General features: G+C 70.7%; 15 protein-coding genes. 11 read left to right on the top strand and 4 right to left on the bottom strand.

Annotated elements, in window-relative coordinates; translation table 11 throughout:
- Positions 1–9: 9 nt before the first annotated feature.
- Positions 10–2,304 (bottom strand): FdhF/YdeP family oxidoreductase, encoded by a 2,295-nt coding sequence (locus OU415_RS14955; RefSeq protein WP_270949358.1) that lies wholly within the window; start codon positions 2,302–2,304, stop codon positions 10–12.
- Positions 2,305–2,431: 127 nt separating this feature from the next.
- On the opposite strand from OU415_RS14955, the gene OU415_RS14950 reads away from it, so the two are divergent.
- On the top strand, positions 2,432–5,065 hold the full coding sequence (locus OU415_RS14950; RefSeq protein ID WP_270949357.1) for a valine--tRNA ligase: 2,634 nt from the start codon (positions 2,432–2,434) through the stop codon (positions 5,063–5,065).
- 53 nt (positions 5,066–5,118) lie between these two features.
- Here OU415_RS14950 and OU415_RS14945 read toward each other — a convergent pair whose 3' ends face one another.
- On the bottom strand, positions 5,119–5,853 hold the full coding sequence (locus OU415_RS14945) for a methyltransferase domain-containing protein (RefSeq protein WP_270949356.1): 735 nt from the start codon (positions 5,851–5,853) through the stop codon (positions 5,119–5,121).
- On the opposite strand from OU415_RS14945, the gene OU415_RS14940 reads away from it, so the two are divergent.
- From OU415_RS14940 to OU415_RS14930, 3 genes are all read left to right on the top strand, one after another.
- Positions 5,834–6,289 (top strand): helix-turn-helix domain-containing protein, encoded by a 456-nt coding sequence (locus tag OU415_RS14940; protein ID WP_270949355.1) that lies wholly within the window; start codon positions 5,834–5,836, stop codon positions 6,287–6,289. The genes OU415_RS14945 and OU415_RS14940 overlap by 20 nt on opposite strands.
- 152 nt (positions 6,290–6,441) lie before the next feature.
- Positions 6,442–7,809, top strand: coding sequence for a bifunctional tetrahydrofolate synthase/dihydrofolate synthase (gene folC / locus OU415_RS14935; RefSeq protein WP_270949354.1), 1,368 nt, complete (start codon positions 6,442–6,444; stop codon positions 7,807–7,809).
- A gap of 31 nt (positions 7,810–7,840) precedes the next feature.
- Positions 7,841–8,323 carry a DUF4233 domain-containing protein gene (locus tag OU415_RS14930; protein WP_270949353.1) on the top strand — a complete coding sequence of 161 codons (483 nt, stop codon included), beginning with the start codon at positions 7,841–7,843 and terminating at the stop codon, positions 8,321–8,323.
- A 60-nt stretch (positions 8,324–8,383) separates the two neighbouring features.
- Here the strand turns inward: OU415_RS14930 and OU415_RS14925 are convergent, their stop codons facing one another.
- On the bottom strand, positions 8,384–9,484 hold the full coding sequence (locus OU415_RS14925) for a zinc-binding dehydrogenase (protein ID WP_270949352.1): 1,101 nt from the start codon (positions 9,482–9,484) through the stop codon (positions 8,384–8,386).
- A 153-nt stretch (positions 9,485–9,637) separates the two neighbouring features.
- Here OU415_RS14925 and OU415_RS14920 point away from each other — a divergent pair, with 153 nt between their 5' ends.
- From OU415_RS14920 to OU415_RS14890, 7 genes are all read left to right on the top strand, one after another.
- A complete protein-coding gene (locus OU415_RS14920; RefSeq protein ID WP_270949351.1) occupies positions 9,638–11,170 on the top strand; it encodes an alkaline phosphatase D family protein in 1,533 nt (510 codons plus the stop codon).
- 59 nt (positions 11,171–11,229) lie between these two features.
- Positions 11,230–11,460 carry an AbrB/MazE/SpoVT family DNA-binding domain-containing protein gene (locus tag OU415_RS14915; RefSeq protein ID WP_270949350.1) on the top strand — a complete coding sequence of 77 codons (231 nt, stop codon included), beginning with the start codon at positions 11,230–11,232 and terminating at the stop codon, positions 11,458–11,460.
- On the top strand, positions 11,450–11,878 hold the full coding sequence (locus tag OU415_RS14910; RefSeq protein ID WP_270949349.1) for a type II toxin-antitoxin system VapC family toxin: 429 nt from the start codon (positions 11,450–11,452) through the stop codon (positions 11,876–11,878). Before OU415_RS14915 ends, OU415_RS14910 begins: the two co-directional genes overlap by 11 nt.
- A 104-nt stretch (positions 11,879–11,982) precedes the next feature.
- Positions 11,983–12,393: a nucleoside-diphosphate kinase gene (ndk, locus tag OU415_RS14905; protein WP_270949348.1), complete on the top strand. Its 411-nt coding sequence runs from the start codon at positions 11,983–11,985 to the stop codon at positions 12,391–12,393.
- 76 nt (positions 12,394–12,469) lie between these two features.
- Complete coding sequence (locus tag OU415_RS14900; RefSeq protein WP_270949347.1) at positions 12,470–14,434, top strand: TIGR03960 family B12-binding radical SAM protein; 1,965 nt, start codon at positions 12,470–12,472, stop codon at positions 14,432–14,434.
- 263 nt (positions 14,435–14,697) lie between these two features.
- Complete coding sequence (locus tag OU415_RS14895) at positions 14,698–15,492, top strand: TIGR03936 family radical SAM-associated protein (protein WP_270949346.1); 795 nt, start codon at positions 14,698–14,700, stop codon at positions 15,490–15,492.
- Positions 15,493–15,659: 167 nt separating this feature from the next.
- Positions 15,660–18,602, top strand: coding sequence for a translation initiation factor IF-2 N-terminal domain-containing protein (locus OU415_RS14890; protein ID WP_270949345.1), 2,943 nt, complete (start codon positions 15,660–15,662; stop codon positions 18,600–18,602).
- Between the two features lie 225 nt (positions 18,603–18,827).
- Here the strand turns inward: OU415_RS14890 and OU415_RS14885 are convergent, their stop codons facing one another.
- Positions 18,828–21,995, bottom strand: coding sequence for an arabinosyltransferase domain-containing protein (locus tag OU415_RS14885; protein WP_333777839.1), 3,168 nt, complete (start codon positions 21,993–21,995; stop codon positions 18,828–18,830).
- Between the last annotated feature and the right edge of the window lie 142 nt (positions 21,996–22,137).

Here is a 22,137-nt window from a genome sequence, read left to right as displayed (position 1 = left end):
GGGATCGGGTCAGGCGCGTTCGAGGCGGATGATGACTGCCTTCGACACCGGGGTGTTGGACTTCTCCGCCACCGAGTTCAGCGGGACCAGGGGGTTGGCCTCCGGGTAGTAGGCCGCTGCGCAGCCCCGGGCCGTCGGGTAGGCGACGATGCGGAAGCGGTCCGCTCGGCGTTCCTCCAGGCCTTCCTCGCCCTGCCACTCGGAGATCACGTCGACCAGATCTCCCGCTGCGAAGCCGAGTTCCGCGATGTCGTCCGGGTGGACCAGGACCACTCGGCGGCCGTCCTCGACTCCTCGGTAGCGGTCGGACAGGCCGTAGATCGTGGTGTTGTACTGGTCGTGGCTGCGCAGGGTTTGCAGCAGCAGGCGTCCGGGCGGGACCTCGATGGGTTCCGGGACGTTCACCGAGAAGTTCGCCTTGCCCGTCGCGGTGGGGAAGGTCCGGCTGTCGCGCGGCGGGTGCGGCAGCACGAAGCCGTCCGGTTCGCGGACCTTGCGGTTGTAGTCGGTGCAACCCGGCACCACGTTCGCGATGTGGTCGCGGATCACGTCGTAGTCGCGCTCGAAGGACTCCCACTGCACCGGGTGCTCTGGGCCGAGCAGTTCGCGGGCCAGCCGGCAGATGATCGCCACCTCGGAGATCAGCTGGTCCGAGGCCGGGGCGAGCCGACCGCGCGAGCGGTGCACCACCGACATCGAGTCCTCGACGGTCACGAACTGCTCGCCGCCGGCCTGCACGTCGCGCTCGGTGCGGCCGAGCGTCGGCAGGATCAGCGCGGTGCGGCCCGGCGTCACGTGCGAGCGGTTGAGCTTGGTCGACACCTGCACCGTCAGGTCGCAGTCGCGCAGGGCCCGGATCGTGGCGTCGGTGTCCGGCGTCGCCGAGACGAAGTTGCCGCCCATCCCGATGAAGGCCTTGACCCGCCCGGACCGCATGGCGCGGATGGTGTCCACCGTGTCCAGACCGTGCTGCCGCGGCACCGGCACGCCGAACTCGGACTCCAGCGCGGCCAGGAACTTCTCCGGCATCTTCTCCCAGATGCCCATCGTGCGGTCGCCTTGCACGTTGGAGTGGCCGCGCACCGGGCACACGCCGGCGCCGGGCTTGCCGATCATCCCGCGCAGCAGCAGGAGGTTGACGATCTCGCGGATCGTCGCCACGCCCTGCTTGTGCTGGGTCAGGCCCATCGCCCAGCAGGCCACGGTGCGCTGCGAGCGGATCACCATCTCGGCGATCCGCTCGATCTGCTCCCGCTCCAACCCGGTGGCCAGCGCGGTGGCGTCCCAGTCGACCTCGGTGGCCTGCTCGGCGAACTCGTCGAAGCCGTGCGTCCAGCCGTCGACGAAGTCCCGGTCCACCGCGCCCGCCTTGAGCACCAGCGCGTTGAGCGCCTTGAACAGCGCCAGGTCGCCGCCGAGGCGGATCTGCGCGAACTCGTCGGCCAGCCGGGTGCCGTCACCGACCACGCCGCGCGCGTTCTGCGGGTTCTTGAACCGCATCAGCCCGGTCTCCGGCAGCGGGTTGACCGCGATGATCCGCCCGCCGCGCTTCTTGACCTTCTCCAGTGACGACAGCATCCGCGGGTGGTTGGTGCCCGGGTTCTGGCCCACCACCAGCACCAGATCGGCGTGCTCCACATCGGACAGCGACACCGAGCCCTTGCCGATGCCGATGGTCTCGGTCAGCGCCGACCCGGACGACTCGTGGCACATGTTCGAGCAGTCCGGCAGGTTGTTCGTGCCGAAGCTGCGCACCAGCAGCTGGTAGAGGAACGCGGCCTCGTTGCTGGTGCGGCCCGAGGTGTAGAACGCCGCCTCGTCCGGCGAGTCGAGCTCGCGCAGGCCGTCGGCGATCACCCGGAACGCCTCGGACCACTCGATCGGGCGGTAATGGGTGTCGCCGTCGCGCAGGATCATCGGGTGCGTGAGCCGCCCCTGCTGGCCCAGCCAGTAGTCGGTGCGCTCGGTCAGCTCGGCCACCGGGTGGCGGGCGAAGAACTCCGGCCCGACGCGCCGCGTGGTGGCCTCCTCGGCGACCGCCTTCGCGCCGTTCTCGCAGAACTCGGCGATCTTGCGCTTGTCGCCCTCCTCGGCGCGCGGGTCCGGCCACGCGCAGCCCGGGCAGTCGAAGCCGTCCCGCTGGTTGAGCAGCGGCAACGTGCGCGCCGTGCGGGCCACGCCCATCTGCTCCACGCTGCGCTGCAGCGAGACCAGCACTCCCTTGACCCCGGCCGCGGCGTGGCCGGGCTCGCCGACCCGGAGGCCGTTCTCGTCGATGTCCTGCTCAGGGGCTCCACGCGACATGCGCCTAGCCTGCGACACCGCGCGCGGCGAGGCAACGACCAGGGGTGTCGAGCTTCACCGCGGAGCCCGTCGCGGCCCGGGCGATGCCCGGGAAAACCGCTGAACAGGGCCTCGTAGAATCCACCCCGTGACACAGACCCATGCCGCTCAGCAACGTGAACTTCCGTCGTCCTGGAATCCAGCCGACGTAGAGGCCGAGCTGTACCAGCGCTGGGTAGACGCCGAGTACTTCACCGCCGACGCGAACAGCGACAAGCCGCCGTTCTCCATCGTCATCCCGCCGCCGAACGTCACCGGCAGCCTGCACATCGGGCACGCCTATGAGCACACCCAGATGGACATCCTCACCCGGCGCCGCCGGATGCAGGGCTACGAAGCGCTGTGGCTGCCGGGCATGGACCACGCCAGCATCGCGGTCCAGGCGCTGGTCGAGCGGCAGCTCCGCGACGAGGGCATCGACCACCGCGACCTCGGCCGGGAGGGCTTCCTGGACCGGGTGTGGCAGTGGAAGGAGAAGCACGGCGGCGCGATCCTGGACCAGATGAAGCGCCTCGGCGACAGCGTCGACTGGACGCGCGAGCGCTTCACCATGGACGAGGGCCTGTCCCGCGCGGTGCAGACGATCTTCAAGAAGCTCTACGACGACGGCCTGATCTACCGGGCCGAGCGCCTGGTGAACTGGTCGCCGGAGATGCGCTCGGCGATCAGCGACATCGAGGTGGAGCACAAGGAGATCGACGGCGAGCTCGTCTCCATGCGCTACGGCGACGGGGACAGCTCGATCGTGGTGGCCACCACCCGGATCGAGACGATGCTCGGCGACACCGCCGTCGTGGTGCACCCCGACGACGAGCGCTACAAGCACCTCATCGGCACCGAGATCGAGCTGCCGCTGACCGGGCGCAAGATCCCGATCCTGGCCGACGAGTACGTCGACAAGGAATTCGGTTCCGGCGCGATGAAGGTGACCCCGGCGCACGACCCGAACGACTTCGAGATCGGCAAGCGGCACGACCTGCCGATGCTGACGATCATGGACGAGCAGGGCCGCATCGCCCACACCGGCACGCAGTTCGACGGCATGGACCGCTTCGAAGCGCGGGTCGCCGTCCGCGAGGCCCTGCGCGAGCAGGACCGGATCGTCGAGGAGAAGCGCCCGTACCGGCACAGCGTCGGGCACAGCTCCCGGTCGAAGGAGCCGATCGAGCCGCGCCTGTCGCTGCAGTGGTTCGTCAAGGTCGGTCCGCTGGCCAAGGCGGCCGGTGACGCGGTCCGCGACGGCCAGGTGGCCATCCACCCGCCGGAGATGTCGAAGCGCTACTTCGACTGGGTCGACAACCTGCACGACTGGGCCATCTCGCGGCAGCTGTGGTGGGGCCACCGGATCCCGATCTGGTACGGCCCGAACGGCGAGGTCGTGTGCGTCGGGCCGGACGAGGAACCGCCGTCGGGCGAGGGCTGGCACCAGGACGAGGACGTGCTGGACACCTGGTTCTCCTCGGGCCTGTGGCCGTTCTCCACGATGGGCTGGCCGGACGACACCGCGGACCTGCGCAAGTTCTACCCGACCAGCGTGCTGGTCACCGGCTACGACATCCTCTTCTTCTGGGTCGCCCGGATGATGATGATGGGCCTGTACGCGATGGACGGCGTCGCGCCGTTCAAGACGATCGCGCTGCACGGCATGGTCCGCGACGCGCACGGCAAGAAGATGTCCAAGTCGGCGGGCAACACGGTGGACCCGCTGGAGTGGATGGACACCTACGGCACCGACGCGCTGCGCTTCACGCTGGCCCGCGGCGCCAACCCGGGCACCGACTCGCCGATCAGCGAGGAGTGGGTGGCGGCGTCCCGCAGCTTCTGCACGAAGCTGTTCAACGCCACCAAGTTCGCCATGATGAACGGCGCCAAGGTGCCGGAGCGGTTGGCCGACCGCGACGAGCTCACCGACGCCGACCGGTGGATCCTGGACCGCGCCGACCAGCTGGTGTCCGATGTGGACGCGCTGCTGGAGGACTTCCAGTTCGCCAAGGCCACCGAGGCGCTCTACCACTTCACCTGGGACGAGTTCTGCGACTGGTACCTGGAGCTGTCCAAGGTCCAGCTGGACGCCGGCGGCGACCGGGCGGAGCGGACCCGCGAGGTGCTCGGCCACGTCCTCGACGTGCTGCTGCGCCTGCTGCACCCGACGATCCCGTTCATCACCGAGACGCTGTGGACCGCGCTGACCGGCCGCGAGTCGGTGGTCATCGCGGAGTGGCCGCAGGCCGGCGGCGCGGCGGCCGACGAGGCGGCCGCGCAGCGGATCACCGCGGTGCAGAAGCTGATCACCGAGATCCGGCGCTTCCGGTCCGACCAGGGCCTGAAGCCGGGGCAGCGGGTGGCGGCCAAGCTCGGCGGCGTCGACGAGCTCGGCCTGTCCGACCACGTGCCCGCGGTGCGGTCGCTGGCCCGGATCACCGAGCCGGCCGACGGCTTCACCTCCTCGGCGTCCATCGAGGTCGGCCTGGCCGGCGGCAACGTGGCGGTGGAGCTGGACCTGTCCGGTGCGGTGGACATCGCCGCCGAGCGCAAGCGCCTGGAGAAGGACCTGGCGGCGGCCGAGAAGGAGCTGACCGGGACGGACAAGAAGCTGAACAACCCGGCGTTCCTGGACAAGGCCCCGGCCGAGGTGGTCGACAAGATCAAGGCCCGCCGCGAGACGGCGCAGATCGAGATCGACCGCATCAAGGGCCGCCTGGAGGCCCTCCCGCAGGCCTGATCGAGCGTTGTCCGAAGGGCGCCTCCGCGTGGTCGGAGGCGCCCTTCGCTTCGTCACGGGTTGGTGCCGGCGGCGACGAAGATCGGGATGGCGCAGCTGAGCCGGTCGGTCTCGGCTCGGCGGCACTGCTCGGCGGTCCACGCCTGCGCCTGGGCGTCGGTGAGCGCGCCGACCTCGCGGGCGGTTTCGGCCATACCGATCAGCAGCGGCAGGACGACGTCGTCGGTGAGCACGCCGATGTTGGCCTCGACGGTGACATCGCGAAAACCGCTGTCCAGCAACAGGTTCCGGTACTGCCGTGCGACGCGCGGGCTGGGGAGGGTGCTCGACCGGGCCTGCACCGCCGCGCGGGTGGCCGCGATGTCGTCGGAGTCGATCAGGATGCCGTCCCAGTCCTGGCCGAGCAGCACGATGCGCCCGCCCGGCGCCAGCACGCGCCTGGCCTCGGCCAGCGCCGCCACCGGGTCGGCGAGCGCGTGGAAGACCTTCTCCGCGCGATAGCCCGCCAGCTCGCCGTCGGCGAAGGGCAGCGCGCCGGCATCGGCGACCCGGAAGTCGATCCCGGGGAACCGGTCGCGGGCCGTCGCGATCATGTCCTCGTCGACGTCCAGACCGATCGCCGCGACGCCGCGGTCCTGGAGTTCGGCAACGGCCCTGCCGGGCCCGCAGCCGATGTCGGCGACCGGGCCCGAGCCGGGAAGCAGCTGGTAGGACCGCTCGCGCAGCTGCACGGCCGCGGGCAGCGAGTCGAAGCGGTCGAGGATCTCGATGAGGTTCGCGGTTGACATGCCGCCGAGCCTGCGACTTCATGTCGACGTGAAGTCAACACCTGAACTCGCCATCGGCGATCTGGCCGCGCACTTCGGGCTCGCCACGCACGTCCTGCGGCACTGGGAGTCGGTGGGGCTGCTCGCGCCGCGCCGGGTGTCGGGACGTCGCCGGTACGGCCGGGACGACCTGTACCGGGTGGCGATCATCCTCCGCGCCAAGCAGGCGGGACTCGGCCTCGACGCCATCGGGGAGATGCTGGCGCCCGCGGATCTCGGTGCGCGGCAGCGGATCATGCAGCGCCACCGCGACGAGCTCCGCCGCCGCATCGACGAGCTCCAGGCGTCCCTGGACCTCGTCGAGTGCGCCCTGGACTGCGACCACGCCGACATCGCCACGTGCCCGAACTTCCAGCGGTCCCTCGACGAACTGGCCGACCCCGCGAGCGCCCGTTGAACCGCAGTTTCAATTGAAACTGCGAATCCCGCCCACGAGCATTCACAGTTTCAATTGAAACTGCGGCCTCCGGCGTGCGGGGCTTCGGTCCGCGAGCTGGGGAGAGCCGTAGACTGACCTCGACATTTCGTCGTTCGCAGGGGAGTGGGCACTTGTCCGGCACCGATCCCACCGCGCTCCAGGAATTGCGCGCCGTGGAGGCCGAGCTCAACGAACGCTGGCCGGAGACCAAGATCGAACCGTCGCTGGACCGGATCCAGTTGCTCACCGATCTGCTCGCCGACCCGCAGCGGAGCTACCCGGTGGTGCATATCGCCGGGACCAACGGGAAGTCGTCCACCTCGCGGATGACCGACGCCCTGCTGAGCGGTCTCGGCCTGCGCACCGGCCGCTACACCAGCCCGCACCTGCAGCTGGCCACCGAGCGGATCGGCATCGACGGCAAGCCGATCAGCCCGGAGGCCTACGTCGAGGCCTACCGCGACGTCGCGCCGTACGTGTCCATCGTGGACTCCCGCAGCGACGTGAAGATGAGCAAGTTCGAGGTGCTCACCGGGATGGCCTTCGCGGCCTTCGCCGACGCCCCGGTCGAGGCGGCGGTGGTCGAGGTCGGGCTGGGCGGCAGCTGGGACGCCACCAACGTCGCCGACGCCAAGATCGCGGTGGTCTGCCCGATCGCGCTGGACCACGCGGAGTACCTCGGTGACGACATCGCCGGGATCGCCAAGGAGAAGGCCGGGGTCATCAAGCCCGGCTCGATCGCCGTGGTCGCCGCGCAGCCCGCGGCGGCGCAGCAGGTGATCATGGACCGCATCGCCGAGGTCGACGCCACGGTGGCCCGCGAGGGCCAGGAGTTCGGCGTGCTGGCCCGCACCGTCGCGGTCGGCGGGCAGATGCTGCGCCTGCAAGGCCTCGGCGGTGTCTACGACGAGATCTTCCTGCCGCTGCACGGAGAACACCAGGCGCGCAACGCCGCCCTCGCGCTCGCGGCGACCGAGGCGTTCTTCGGAGCCGGCGCCGATCGTCAGCTCGACGTGGAGCGGGTCCGCGAGGCCTTCGCCGGCGTCATCACCCCCGGCCGCTTGGAGCGGGTGCGCTCCGCGCCGACGGTGCTGGTCGACGCCGCGCACAACCCGCACGGCGCCCGGGCCTTGGCCGATGCGCTCAGCTCGGAGTTCTCCTTCCGGCGCCTGGTCGCCGTGGTCGGTGTGCTCGACGACAAGGACGCGCGCGGAATTCTGGCCGAGCTGGAGCCGGTGGTCGAGGAGATCGTGCTGACCAAGACCTCCTCGCCGCGCGCGATGGACCCCGACGCGCTGGCGGCGGTGGCCAAGGACATCTTCGGCCCGGACCGCATCGTCGTCGAACCGCGCCTGGACGACGCCGTCGAGACCGCGATCCAGCTCGCCGAGGAGACCGAAGAACCAGGCGAGGCGGTGTCCGGCGGCGGTGTGGTGATCACCGGCTCAGTGGTCACCGCGGGTGAAGCCCGGGCCCTGTTCGGCAAGGAACCGGCGTGAGCAGCCCTGTGAATCGTGGAGAGGCGGGACTGTGACTGTGACCGACGAGCAGACGCCCGAACCGGGCAAGGGGTTGCCCGAACCGGGCAAGGGGTTGCCCGAGGCACCGCCCGGCGTGCGGGACCCGTGGAAGGGCCTGCGCGGGATCATGGCCGGCACGCTGGTGCTGGAGTTCATCACGTTCCTGCTGGCGCTTCCGGTGGTCTGGCGCTTCGGTGGCGGCGTGTCCGGCGCCGGGTTCGCCATCGTCGCGGTGCTGTCGGTGCTGATGTTGGTGGCGGCGTTCGTGCAGCGCCGCCCGTGGGGCCTCGGCGTGGCGCTCGCGCTGCAGGTGGCGATGATGGCGTGCTACTTCGTGCACCCGTCGGTCGGCATCATGGGCGCGATCTTCGCGGCGATCTGGGGCTACATCCTCTACCTCCGCAACGACGTCGCCCGCCGCATGCGCGAAGGCCAGCTCTACGACCAGCTCGGCCACCCTCCGGGCTACCCGCCGGAGGAGCAGGCCGACTGACGTCCGGTCGATTTCGCGGGAGCTCGGCGTTCGAGCTCCCGCGATGTCGTTCCAGGGGCCTCAGCTGATGTCGACGACCGCTCGGCCGATGATCTCTCCCCGGTTTAGGGCGTCGTAGGCCTCTTGGACCTGGTCGAAGGTGTAGCGGCGGCTGATCGCGTCCTGCGGGCGGAGCAGGCCGCGGGCCACCAGGTCGAGCAGGACCGGCATGTCGCGGCGGGGCTTCGCGCCGTAGGAGCCCTTGATCTGCAGCTTGCGGCGGGCGATGGTCGCCAGGTCGAACTCGCCGGTGGTGCCGCGGGCGGCGATGCCGACCACCACGACCTGCCCGCCCTCGACCACCGAGTCGCGGGCCACGTTGAACGTCGGCACCGCGCCGAGCGCCTCGAAAGCGACGTCGACCCCGCGCCCACCGGTGAGCTCGCGGATCGCGGCCGGTGCGTCCACCTCGGCCGAGTTGACCACGTGCGTCGCGCCGAGTTCGCGGGCGCCGGCCAGCTTCTCGTCGCTGATGTCCACCGCGATGATCATCGACGCGCCGAACACCGCGGCCAGCTGGATCAGCGCCGAACCGACACCGCCGGCCGCGACGACCGCTACGGTGTCGCCGACGCGCAGGTCGGCGGCGTGGCGCAGCGCGCCGTAGGCGGTCATCGTCGAGCAGCCCACCGACGAGACGTCGGCCAGCTCAACACCGCCGGGCACCTTGTACACCGACGTCGCCGGGGTGACGCAGCGCTCGGCGAGCCCGCCCTGGGAGTACATCCACACCGGGTCGCCGTCCGGCCGGAACAGCCTGGTCTCGTCGTCGTAGAGCCGTCCCTTGGCCCGGTTGAACTGGAAGAAGTCCAGGCAGATCTCCTCGTTCCCGGCAGCGCACTGGGCGCACTGGCCGCACGGCATGATGAAGCTGGTGACCACCGGGTCGCCCACCGCGAGCCCGGTGACGCCCGGACCGACTTCGGAGATCACGCCCGCGACCTCGTGCCCCAGCACCGCCGGCGCCGGGAACGGCAGCTCGCCCTTGAGCACGTGCAGGTCGGAGTGGCAGGCACCGCAGGAACGCACGTCGATGGCGACCTCACCGGCCTTCGGCGTCGGATCGGCGAGTTCCTCGATCCGCATCGGCTGGTTGCTAGCGGTGTGCACGGCGGCGCGCATCCGGGCCCTCCTCGTCAGACCGGCCAGTCGGTTTGCAGGTGAAGCTATCGCGCCGGACCGCCGCGCACCAGGCTTGGGATTGGGCACGAACTCTTCACCTGGACGTCGACCACCGGTGGACCGCAAGCCGTTTCGCGCGGATAGAACCAGCGCATGAGCACCAATCCCGCGCTGAACCGGCGCACCCTGCTGAAGGGTGCCGCCACCGGCCTCGCCGCCTCCGGTCTGCTGCTGCCCGGCGCCCCGGCCTTCGCCCGCTCCGGACGCCCCGCGCTGACCCACGGCGTGCAGCTCGGCGACCCGCGACCGGACGGCGCCGTGGTGTGGACCCGCGCCGACCGGCCGTCCCGGATGTTCGTCGAGATCTCCGGGCACGCCGACTTCCGCGACGCGCGCCGGATCCCCGGTCCGCTGCTGACCCCGGAGACCGACGGAACCGGCGAGGTCCTGCTGGGCGGGTTGCCGCCGGGTCAGCAGGTGCACTACCGCGTCGTCGCCCAGGACCTGGACGGCCGGGTGGACAGCGAGCCGCTGACCGGCACCTTCCGCACCGCGCCGCTGGTCCGCCGGGACGTGCGCTTCCTGTGGTCCGGTGACGTCGTCGGGCAGGGCTGGGGCATCAACCCGGACCTCGGCGGCATGACGATCTACAACGCGATGGCCGCCCGGAACCCGGACTTCTTCCTGCACAGCGGCGACACGGTGTACTCCGACGGTCCGCTGCAGGAGTCGGTGACGCTGCCGGACGGGCGGGTGTGGCGCAACATCGTCACCCCGGAGAAGTCCAAGGTCGCCGAAACGCTGGCCGAGTACCGCGGGCAGTTCGCCTACAACCTGCTCGACGAGAACTTCCGCCGCTTCACCGCGCAGGTGCCGCAGCTCGTGCAGTGGGACGACCACGAGGTCACCAACAACTGGTACCCCGGCGAGATCTTGGACTCGGACAAGTACACCGAGAAGCGCGTGGACGTGCTCGCCGCGCGGGCGTTCCAGGCGTTCCACGAGTGGCAGCCGGCCCGCCGCCAGGACGCGGTGGACGGCAGGGTGTACCGCAAGGTCTCGCACGGTCCGCTGCTCGACGTGTTCGTGCTCGACATGCGCAGCTACCGCGACCCGAACTCGCCGGGCACCAGCCCGGAGCGGATCCTCGGCGAGCGCCAGGCCCGCTGGCTGGTGGAGGAGCTGGGCCGCTCGCGGGCGACCTGGAAGGTGATCGCCTCGGACATGCCGATCGGCATCGTGGTGCCCGACGGCGACGCGATCGAGGCGGTGGCCAACGGCCTGCCCGGTGCGCCCAACGGCCGCGAGGCCGAGCTGGCTTGGGTGCTGCAGGAGATCAAGCGCCGCTCGGTGCGCAACACGGTCTGGCTGACCGCGGACGTGCACTACTCGGCGGCGATCGAGTACTCCCCGGAGCGCGCCGCCTTCGACGGCTTCGACCCGTTCTGGGAGTTCGTCTCCGGCCCGCTGCACGCAGGTGCGTTCGGCCCGAACAAGCTGGACCCGACCTTCGGCCCAGACCAGGTGTTCCTCAGCGCCCCGACCCGCCAGGGCGCTTCCCCGCTCGAGGGCTTCCAGCACTTCGGCGAGGTCAACATCGACGCCCGGACCGGCCAGCTCACCGTCGACCTCCGGGACCAGACCGGCCGCTCCCTCTGGGCCAAGACCCTCGACCCGCAGCGCTGACCGGCCACGATCGGGTAATTCGGTAGAAGTTGGAGTAGGAAAAGTCGTATTCTTACTTCATGAAGATGACGGAGAAGGGGCAGGTCACCATCCCGGTCGACCTGCGCCGCGAACTGGGATTGCGCCCCGGGGATCAGATCGAGATCAGATTGGAGGGAAACGCGCTGATCCTCACCCGCGACCATTCGGCGCCCAGTCGTGGACGGCGGATCGTCGAGCACCTGCGAGGGCGGGCTAGCGGCGAGGGACTGTCCACCGACGAGATTATGGAGTTGACGCGTGGTGAGTGAGCCCATTAGGCCGCCCACCACGCTCGTCGACTCCAATGTGCTGCTCGATCTGGTGATCGCGGACTCAGAGTGGTTCGAGTGGTCCGCCGGTTCGTTGGAAAAGGCCGCCGACGACGGTCTGCTGGTGATCAACCCGTTGATCTTCGCGGAGGTGTCGGTGCGCTTTCAGACCATCGAAGAGGTCGAAGAGGCGTTTCCGGACGATTTCTTCGTCCGCACGCCGTTGCCGTGGTCCGCCGGGTTCTTGGCGGCGAAGTGCTTTGCGCAGTACCGGAAGCGGGGAGGGGAGAAGCGGTCGCCATTGCCGGACTTCTACATCGGTGCCCACGCGGCGGTCAGCCGCCTTCGGCTCCTGACGCGTGATGCGAGCCGATATCGCACGTACTTCCCGACGGTGGAGCTGATTGCGCCGGAGTGATGGCGCCCCGGCGTCGGGCGTGTCACCTGCATCGATACGCTGGCGGGCAAATCGGGCGCCGTGCGTGGTCGCACCGGCGCCGAAGGTGGCTTAAGGAGGAAACCGTGAGCGAGCGCACCCTGGTCCTGGTCAAGCCCGACGGTGTCGAGCGCGGCCTGGTCGGCGAGGTGATCAGCCGGATCGAGCGCAAGGGCCTGAAGCTGGTCGCGCTGGAGCTGAAGAACGTCGACCGCGAGCTGGCCGAGCAGCACTACGCCGAGCACGACGGCAAGCCGTTCTTCGGCTCGCTGATCGAGTTCATCACCTCCGGCCCGGTCGTGGCCGCGTGCGTCGAGGGCCCGCGCGCCATCTCGGCCTTCCGCCAGCTGGCCGGCGGCACCGACCCGGTCGACAAGGCGGCGCCGGGCAGCATCCGCGGCGACTTCGGCCTGGAGGTCCAGTTCAACCTGGTGCACGGCTCGGACTCCACCGAGTCCGCCGAGCGCGAGCTCAAGCTCTGGTTCCCGGAGCTCTGAGCACCCCAGCGGGTGGAGACCATTTGAACTCGCCCCGGGCCCTTTTTCTGAGGACCGGGGCCTTTACCCTGGTTGGGTGCGTGTGGAGTCCGTTTTCGACAGGTTGGAACCGCTGCTCTCGCGTGTCTCCAAACCCGTGCAGTACGTGGGTGGGGAGCTCAACGCGACGGTGAAGGCGTGGGACGACACCGCCATCCGGTGGTGCCTGATGTACCCCGACGCCTACGAGGTCGGACTGCCCAACCAGGGCGTCCAGATCCTCTACGAGATCCTCAACGAGCAGCCGGACGTGCTGGCCGAGCGCACCTACGCGGTGTGGCCGGACCTCGAGGAGCTGATGCGGGAGAACGGCATCCCGCAGTTCACCGTGGACGCGCACCGCCCGGTCGGTGCCTTCGACGTGCTGGGCGTCAGCTTCGCCACCGAACTCGGTTACACGAACCTGCTCGGCGCGCTGGACCTGGCGGGGATCCCGATCCACGCCGTCGACCGCACCGACGACCACCCGATCGTGCTGGCCGGCGGGCACGCGGCGTTCAACCCGGAGCCGATCGCGGACTTCCTGGACGCGGCGGTGCTCGGCGACGGCGAGGAAGCCGTCCTGGAGGTCACCGAGGCCATCCGCCGCTGGAAGGCGGAGGGGCGGCCGGGCGGCCGCGACGAGCTGCTGCTGCGGCTGGCCGAGTCGGGCGGCGTGTACGTCCCGAAGTTCTACGACGTCAGCTACCGCGACGACGGCGCCATCGACCAGGTCGTGCCCAACCAGGAGCGTGCCCCGTACCGGGTCTTCAAGCGCACCACCATGGAGCTCGACGACTGGCCGTACCCGAAGCAGCCGCTGGTCCCGCTGGCCGAGAGCGTGCACGAGCGGATGAGCGTGGAGATCTTCCGCGGCTGCACCCGCGGCTGCCGGTTCTGCCAGGCCGGGATGATCACCCGGCCGGTGCGCGAGCGCTCCATCGAGGGCATCGGCGAGATGGTGCAGCGGGGTCTGCAGGCCACCGGTTTCGAGGAGGTCGGGCTGCTGTCGCTGAGCTCGGCCGACCACTCCGAGATCGCCGAGATCACCAAGGGCCTGGCCGACCGCTACGAGGGCACCAACACCGGTCTGTCGCTGCCGTCCACCCGGGTGGACGCGTTCAACATCGACCTGGCCAACGAGCTGTCCCGCAACGGTCGCCGCTCCGGTCTGACGTTCGCCCCGGAGGGCGGCAGCGAGCGGATCCGCCGCGTGATCAACAAGATGGTGTCGGAGGAGGACCTGATCCGCACCGTCTCGGCGGCCTTCGCCAACGGCTGGCGGCAGGTCAAGCTGTACTTCATGTGCGGTCTGCCCACCGAGACCGACGACGACGTGCTGCAGATCGCCGAGATGGCCAAGGAGGTCATCCGCGCCGGTCGCGAGGCCTCCGGGCGCAAGGACATCCGGTGCACGATCTCCATCGGCGGGTTCGTGCCCAAGCCGCACACCCCGTTCCAGTGGGCTTCGCAGACCGACCCGGACACCGTCGACTCCCGGCTGCGCAAGCTGCGCGAGGCGATCAACTCCGACCGCAAGATCGGCCGCAACATCGGCATGCGCTACCACGACGGCAAGCCGTCGATGATCGAAGGCCTGCTCTCCCGCGGTGACCGGCGGATCGGGCGGGTCGTCGAGCGGGTGTGGCGCGAGGGCGGCCGGTTCGACGGCTGGAACGAGCACTTCTCGTACGAGCGCTGGGTCTCCTGCGCCGCGGCCGAGCTGGAGCCGCTGGGGGTGGACCTGGACTGGTTCACCACCCGGGAGCGGACCGAGGGCGAGGTCCTGCCGTGGGACCACCTCGACTCCGGCCTGGACAAGGAGTGGCTCTGGGCGGACTGGCAGGACGCGCTGGACGCCCGCGAGCAGGACGACTGCCGCTGGACGCCGTGCTTCGACTGCGGCGTGTGCCCGACCATGGGCACCGACATCGAGGTCGGTCCGACGGGCCGCAAGCTGCTTCCGATCTCCCCGGTCGGGCAGGGCTCGCCGGTCCGCAACCCGGCCTTCACCCAGGGCTGACGCCGGCCGGAAGCGCTGGTCGGGGCCGTTCGCCCGGAACGGCCGCCGGATCCCACCGGGCCGGCGGCCGGTCGGGCGAGAGCTCGGTGCGGGGGCGCTCCGCGCGGTACGGTCCTTCGAAAACTGGCCCGCAGGTGTTGTCACACTGCGGTTGAGCAAGCAAGCATCGGCATTGGAGCGGTCGTTCCAGGACCGCCGATGACGATCATGGTCGGGAGGGCATCCTGAGTCGGCGAGATCACCCCAATCCCTCGGCTGCGCCGGTGCAGAAGCTGCGGCTTCGCTACGCCAAGCGGGGACGGCTGCGGTTCACCTCGCACCGCGACGTGGCGCGCACCTTCGAGCGCGCGCTGCGACGGGCCGGGGTACCGATGGCGTATTCCCAGGGCTTCAGCCCGCACCCGAAGGTGTCCTGGGCGGGCGCGGTGCCCACCGGGGTGTCCAGCGTTGCCGAGTACGTCGAGCTCCAGCTGGTGGAGCAGGTCGAGCCGGCCGCGCTGCGCGCCGAGCTCAACGCCGCGCTGCCCGACGGCATCGACGTGCTCGACGCCGTGCCGGCCCAGCCGGGCCCGCTGGCGGACAAGCTCGAGGTCAGCAGGTGGCGGATCGACCTGCCCGGCACGGACGTCGCGGAGCTGCGCGACGCCGTCACCGCGCTGATGGCGGCCGACACCGCGCTCGTGGAGCGGATGACCAAGGACGGTCGCCGCACCATCGACGCGCGGGCGGCGCTGCTCAGCGCGGAGGGCCAGGAGTCCGGCGGAGCGGTCGCGCAGAGTGATCAAAATTCGGTCGCAACCGCCCAGGTGGACGATTGGCCGAAGGCATCGGAACCGTATGGGATACTTGTAACGGTCGTGCGGCAGACAACACCCGTCGTACGGCCCGACGACGTACTGAGCGCCCTGCGTGTCGTCGCCGGTCTGGCACCGTCGGCCGCCGCGAGCGCGACCCGGCTGGAACAGGGTCGGCTCGACGACGGAGGCGGTATCGCCGACCCGTTGGCCCAGGACTCAGGCGCCGACCGGAGCCCGGCGGGGGAGCCCACGGCCGGGTGACGGACGGCGCGGACGTCGTCGACCCGCCGTGTGACTTCCCGGCCTGAAGGCTGGGGGCGGAGGGACCACGAAGAATTGCCGTCGCCCGCGGGCGGCGGAGACCGAAGAACGCACATGCCTCTGTGCGGCCGCGTCCACCCGGACGCGCCCGGGGGCGGAGGAGCTGGATGTTGAACACGGATACGCCCGCTGGAAGCGCCAGCGGGCAATCGCCCACACCTACCGGAGCAGAGCAGGGCAGCATCGAACTGCCGGCCAAGCTCCGCGTGCACGCACTGGCCAAGCTGCTGGGTTCCAGCAGCCGGGAGATCATCAACACGCTCGAGTCGATCGGCGAATCGGTTCGCAGCGCTCAGTCGAACATCACCCGCGAGGTGGCGCTGCAGGTCGTGCAGGCCCTGAACCCGGAGCTGGTGGAGCCGGAGACCCCGGCCGAGCAGCCGGAAGCCCCGGCCGCCGCGCCGGAGGAGAAGGCCGAGCCCGAGCAGCCCGCGGCCGAGGAACCGGCTGCCGAGCAAGCCGCCCCGGAGCCCGAGCAGGCTCCGGCGGTGCCCGCTGCGCACTTCGCGTCGGCCGATCGGGAAGCGACCCCCGAGGGCGGCGCGTCCGCCGGGTTGACGCCGACGTTCGCCGCGCCGGAGGCCATGTTCCTGGCCCCGTCGCCGCAGGAGCCGCGTCCCGAGCAGAAGACCGCGCCGGCACCCGCTGCGGCGGAGGAGCCGGCCGAGAGCAAGACCGAAGCACCGGCTGCGACCGAGGCGGAGACCGAGTCCGAGGAGGACTCCGAGGGCGGTGGCCGTCGCCGCCGTCGCCGGGGTCGCCGCGGTCGCGGTCGCGGTCGCGGTGCTGATGGCGAGACCAGCGGTGACGGGGAGTCGGAGGCTTCCGAGGAGACCACCACCGCCGAGGCCGCCGAGCAGCCCGCCGAGGCGGAGACCACCGAGGAGCAGCCGGCCGCCGAGTCCGAGGGCTCCGGCGAGTCGAACCGCCGTCGCCGTCGTCGTCGCCGCCGCAAGGGCGGGTCCGACGACGAGAGCGGTGCCCGCGAGGACGACCCGCCGAACACCGTCGTGCACGTCCGCGAGCCGGCCGCCGCCGAGACCCGCCAGGACAGCAGCGACGACGAGGTCCGCGCGGTCAAGGGCTCGACCCGCCTGGAGGCCAAGCGCCAGCGCCGCCGGGACGGCCGCGAGGCCGGTCGCCGCCGCGCCCCGGTGCTCTCCGAGGCCGAGTTCCTGGCCCGCCGCGAGTCGGTGGACCGCAAGATGGCCGTCCGCCAGAACGGCGACCAGACGCAGATCGCGGTGCTCGAGGACAACGTCCTCGTCGAGAACTTCGTGACCTCGTCGGGCACCGGCTCGCTGGTCGGCAACGTCTACCTGGGCCGCGTGCAGAACGTGCTGCCCAGCATGGAAGCCGCCTTCGTCGACATCGGCCGCGGCCGCAACGCGGTGCTCTACGCCGGCGAGGTCGACTGGGACGCCGCCGGGCTGGCCGGCAAGGCGCGCCGCATCGAGCAGGCGCTGTCGACCGGTGACAGCGTCCTGGTGCAGGTCACCAAGGACCCGGTCGGTCACAAGGGCGCCCGGCTGACCACCCAGATCAGCCTGCCCGGTCGCTTCCTGGTGTACGTGCCGGGTGGCGGCGCCACCGGCATCAGCCGCAAGCTGCCCGACACCGAGCGCAAGCGGCTCAAGGAGATCCTCAAGCGGATCGTCCCGGACAACGCCGGGGTGATCATCCGCACCGCGTCGGAGGGCACCAGCGAGGAAGCGCTGGACCGCGACGTGCGCCGCCTGCAGGCGCAGTGGGAGGTCATCAAGGAGAAGGCCGAGACCCCCGGCGCGCAGGCCCCGCAGCTGCTCTACGAGGAGCCGGACCTGCTGATCAAGGTCGTCCGCGATCTGTTCACCGAGGACTTCTCGCAGATGACGGTCCAGGGCAACGACGCCTGGGACACCATCGAGGCCTACGTCCAGCACGTCGCGCCCGACCTGGCGCAGCGGCTGGTCAAGCACGTCGGCAAGAACGACGTGTTCACCGAGCAGCGGATCAACGAGCAGATCGCCAAGGCCCTGGACCGCAAGGTCTGGCTGCCCTCCGGCGGCTACCTGGTGATCGACCGCACCGAGGCCATGACGGTCATCGACGTCAACACCGGCAAGTTCACCGGCTCGGGCGGCAACCTCGAGGAGACCGTCACCCGCAACAACCTGGAAGCGGCCGAGGAGATCGTCCGCCAGCTCCGGCTGCGCGACATCGGCGGCATCATCGTCATCGACTTCATCGACATGGTGCTGGAGTCGAACCGCGACTTGGTGCTGCGCCGCCTCACCGAGTGCCTGGGCCGCGACCGCACCCGCCACCAGGTCGCCGAGGTGACCTCGCTGGGCCTGGTGCAGATGACCCGCAAGCGGGTCGGCACCGGCCTGCTCGAGGCCTACAGCAGCACTTGCGAGCACTGCCGCGGCCGAGGCCTGCTGGTCTCCACCGAGCCGACCCAGCACCACAACGGCCACGGCGGTGGCGGCGGTGGGAACAACAACAACGGCTCCCGCCGCAACCGCAACCGCGGCAAGCAGCAGGACGAGCAGCCCGAGCGCACCGAGGCCAAGGCCCCGGAGCCGGTGAAGGAGTCGCCGAAGGCCGAGGAGCCGAAGGCGGAGCCCGCGAAGCCGGTCGAGGTGAAGGCGCCGGAGGCGAAGCCCGCCGAGAAGCGCGAGGCGGAGCCGAAGCCCGCGGAAGCTCCGAAGGAGCGCCCGGTGGAGAAGCCGGAAGCGGCGAAGCCCGCTGAGGCCGCGAAGCCGGTCGAGTCGGCGAAGCCGGTCGAGGAGGCGAAGCCGGCCGAGAAGGCCGCTGAGCCGACCGCGGCGGAGCCGAAGGCCGAAGCCGCCCCGGCGGCGAAGGCCGGAGCGAACGGCCGTCGCCGCAAGGCGACGCGAGCGACCGCGAGCGCTGGCGCGCCGGTGGCGCCGCTGGTGATCACCAAGCCCGCCGAGCCGGCCAAGCCCGCCGACAACGGCATGCCCGAGGTCGCGCCGGCAGCCCCGGTCCGCCGGGTGCGTCGCCGGTCGTCGTCGCGCCCCGCCGGCCCGCCCGTCGAGGGCTGACCGAACAGCCGGGAATGGCCGATCCGTTCACGAACGGATCGGCCATTCTGCTTTTCCGGCCCGTTCTACTTGTGCACGAGTTCACCCGGCGGCGCACCACCTGAGTTCGAGCGGTGGGGTCCCCAGGCCGAACGCTCGCGGACCCGGCGAGGAGTGTCGGCCGGTCCCGGACGTGAAAGAAGGGCCCCTCCGACCGCCGGTCGGAAGGGCCCTTCGGGTGTTCCGTCAGTTCTGCTGGTTCGAGTCGAACGTGGGGATGTCGGTCCGGTCGTCCGAGCTCGGCATGTCACCCGGCAGCTGGACCGCCTGGGTCAGCTCTCCTGGCGACCACGTGCCCCAGTGGGTCTCCGGGTGGATCTCCAGCGCCGCCTTCGCCGGGAGCGCGTTCGCGTCGTACGGGTGCACGACGTACAGCGAGCCCCAGTCCTGCTGCGGGGCGCCGCGCAGGTAGGTCGGCAGTTCCCGCACGCTCGACGCCACGTTCAGCCAGCCGAACGGACCACCCGCGTCCGGCGAGGACCAGCCCTCGCCGACGTCGCGTACCAGCTCACCGGCCGACACCCGGAACTGCGGCATCTCGGCGATGCCGTCGTACAGGCCCGAGATCTGCAGGCACGGGTGCACCAGCGCGGCGGGCCACTCGACGAACGTCGGAGCGTTGCCCACGAGCTGGGTCATGTCGGTCAGCTTCGGCACGCGCGGCGTGCTCACCGCCAGCCAGCCGTCCGCGCCGAGCGCCTGGTCGACCGCGATGAGCCGCATCTTCGTGGCGCCCTCGGCCTCGGCGCCGAGGGTGTAGCGGTGGTCGCGCCAACCGGGCGGCGGGCCCTGCTCGGCCTTGTAGCGGCCGGTGATCTCGAAGCCGCGGGGGGTGTCCCGGCCGAACTCCAGCACCACCGAGTTCGCCCCGGTCTCCGCGCCGGCCATGCTCAGCACGACCGGCACCTTGCCGCTGAGCGCCTCCTCCGGCAGGTCGAACCAGGGCGTGCGCAGCTCGCCGGTGCCGAGGCCGGCCTCGTCGTAGCTGCCCCACACCGGGGCGTCGTCCCCGCCGAACTGGTTCGGCGGCCGGAAGTTCGGCTCCTCCGGGTCGTTGGGGTTGGTGGGCGGCACGCCGGGACGGCTGAAACCGACTTCCTTCGGCTTCAGGTACTCCTGGGCGGTCTCGTGGCCGACCAGCCGCTTCGGCGGAACCGGCACGGCCTTGTCGGTCACCGGAGCGGCCGCGGTGGGCTGCTCGGGCGAAACCGGCAGCACGCCGGCCCGCGGATCGGTCTCCACGTCGATGTAGTCGGACAGCCCGCAGCTGGACCCGGTCAGCTGCTTGATGTTGTCCACACCGAGGTTGTACGTGTCGTCCTGCTTCTGGATGGCCTTGCCGAAGCCCGCCAGTTCGAAGACCACCAGCAACGCGCACAGCACGGACAGCGGCGCGGTGCCCAGGCGCAGCGCGCGGCTGCGCTTCTCCGGGCTGTCCCAGCTCTCGTCGACGATCTTCGGGTTGTTCTCGTCGATGCGCAGGTGCTCGATCAGCGCGATGATGCCCGCGACCGCGGCGAAGAACAGGAACAGCGTGCTGAAGTTGTAGGCCTTGATCGACGGCGGCTTGTCGAACCACGGGATGCCCCAGCCCGAGACGTACCACCAGGCGTTGGGGCCGGTGGCGGCGAAGGCCAGGATCACCATCAGCCCGGCGATGAACGCTGCCCGGTTGCGGCGCGAGCGCAGCACCGTGGTGCTGGTCGCCAACGCCGTCAGCGCGGCCAGCGCGCCGCCGAACGCGGCGAAGATGCCGAAGTGGTGGGTGTGCTTGGTGGGGGTGAGGGCCAGCACCGCGAAGCACATCGCGGTGATCGCCAGCAGGCGCCGGCTCGGGCCCAGCGCCGCACCCCGGATGCGGTTGCGGCGCAGCAGCACGACCGCGCACATCACCAGGCACAGGATGACCAGCAGCACCGGGAAGCGCCGGGTCATCGAGCCGTCCGGGCTCTGGCTGAACAGCAGGGCGTAGCGGCTGAGCTCCTCGTACCACCGGCCGTTGGGGCCGAAGGTGGTCTTGAGCTCCATCGAGTCCAGGACCGACCGGAAGGTCTGGTCGTAGAACACCAAGGTCAGGATCACGAAGCCGGACGCGCTGATCGGCGCGAGCACCGGCAGCCAGCCGAACTCCTGGGCCCGCTTGCGCACCAACCGGTACAGCGGCTTGATCGCAGCGATGTAGGGCAGCACCGCGACCAACCCGTGCGGGTTGACGCCGACCGACAGCGCCGCGCCCACCAAGCCCAGCGCGGCGGGCATCAACCGCCCGGTGGCCACGGCGCGCTCGACGGCGCACAGCGCCAGCAGCGAGAACAGCACCACGACCGGCTCAGCGCGGAGGCCGTTGTTGTACGGCAGCCAGAAGGCCAGGAAGACGGCGGCGGCGGCCCAGCCCGCGGCGTTGGAGCGCCGGACCTGCTGGCCCAGGCGCGGCAGCACCTCGCGGCTGATCAGCAGCCAGGACACGATGCCCATCAGCAGCGCGGGCAGGCGCACCCACGGGGTCGCGGTCGAGACCTGCACCCAGAGCGCGTAGACCTCGTAGAACCACCCGAACGGCGATTCGGGGTTGGCGAACCAGCGGTAGTAGTTGCTGACGTACCCGGCGCTCTGCTCGGAGCGCACCATGCTGAGCACGTAGCCGTCGTCGGAGGTCATCGCCCCGATCAGCCACCACACGCCCAGCGCGATGAACACCGATGCGTCGCGCAGCGTCGGCTTCCACCACCCGATCGGGGCGAGTTTCGGCGCGCGCCGCCCGGCGCGCACGTCCAGTCGCCGCAGGCAGAACACGGAGCCGATGAACGCGGCGACCGTCAGCGCCATCACGACCAGCTTGAGCGCGGTGGCCTCGGTGCTGAACCGGTTGTCCACGCGGGCCTCGAAGGACAGGCCGTGGACGTCGTCGACGTTGTTGTCGAGCGTGGAGTAGATGCCGGTCAGCTGGGGCCGCTGGTCGCCGAGGACGCTCGCCCACTGCTTGCCGCCGACGGTGGCGGTGGTGCCCCCGGCGTCGGCGCGGAGCTTGATCGCGCAATCACCTGGCGGCAGCTCGACCGTGCCGACCTGCTGCCCCTTGGAGAACAGCGCGGCCTGGCCGTTGTCGACCTGCAGGACCAGACCGGTCAGCTTGCCGAAGTCCGAGGACGGGGGATTGGTGCTGAGCAGCATGCCCGGCCCGGCCGTGCGCTCGTCCAGACTCCGGACGGCAGCGCAGGGCACCTCCGCGTTCAACCACAGCGGTGAGTACGCGACCAGCGGTGCCGACACCGATCTGGTGCCTTCCGCGGTCGGCCACTTCAGCGTGGTGATGTTGTGATTGACCGGGAGGAACGGGATCAGGAGCGCAAGCACCGTCCCGACGATTCCGAGGATTGCGGCAGACAGCCGAAGTCGCTTCGCCGAGTGCACGCGCAGCACCTTACGGGGGTGCCTACGCGCGCGGGCGAGTGCACCCCCGGCGGTGAGCGCGCCGTTATCGCCCGGACCTCGCGCC

The organism is Saccharopolyspora oryzae (genome assembly GCF_027853915.1).
Classification (GTDB): domain Bacteria; phylum Actinomycetota; class Actinomycetes; order Mycobacteriales; family Pseudonocardiaceae; genus Saccharopolyspora; species Saccharopolyspora oryzae.
This window is presented reverse-complemented; position numbering and strand designations above follow the sequence as displayed.

What these genes read in the sequence shown, in the direction of transcription:
- OU415_RS14955 (WP_270949358.1), bottom strand. Translation starts at nt 2,304, where the DNA reads ATGTCGCGTGGAGCCCCTGAGCAGGACATCGACGAGAACGGCCTCCGG.
- OU415_RS14940 (WP_270949355.1), top strand. Translation starts at nt 5,834, where the DNA reads ATGAGGTTCGCGGTTGACATGCCGCCGAGCCTGCGACTTCATGTCGAC.
- OU415_RS14945 (WP_270949356.1), bottom strand. Translation starts at nt 5,853, where the DNA reads ATGTCAACCGCGAACCTCATCGAGATCCTCGACCGCTTCGACTCGCTG.
- OU415_RS14925 (WP_270949352.1), bottom strand. Translation starts at nt 9,484, where the DNA reads ATGCGCGCCGCCGTGCACACCGCTAGCAACCAGCCGATGCGGATCGAG.
- OU415_RS14920 (WP_270949351.1), top strand. Translation starts at nt 9,638, where the DNA reads ATGAGCACCAATCCCGCGCTGAACCGGCGCACCCTGCTGAAGGGTGCC.
- OU415_RS14915 (WP_270949350.1), top strand. Translation starts at nt 11,230, where the DNA reads ATGAAGATGACGGAGAAGGGGCAGGTCACCATCCCGGTCGACCTGCGC.
- OU415_RS14890 (WP_270949345.1), top strand. Translation starts at nt 15,660, where the DNA reads ATGTTGAACACGGATACGCCCGCTGGAAGCGCCAGCGGGCAATCGCCC.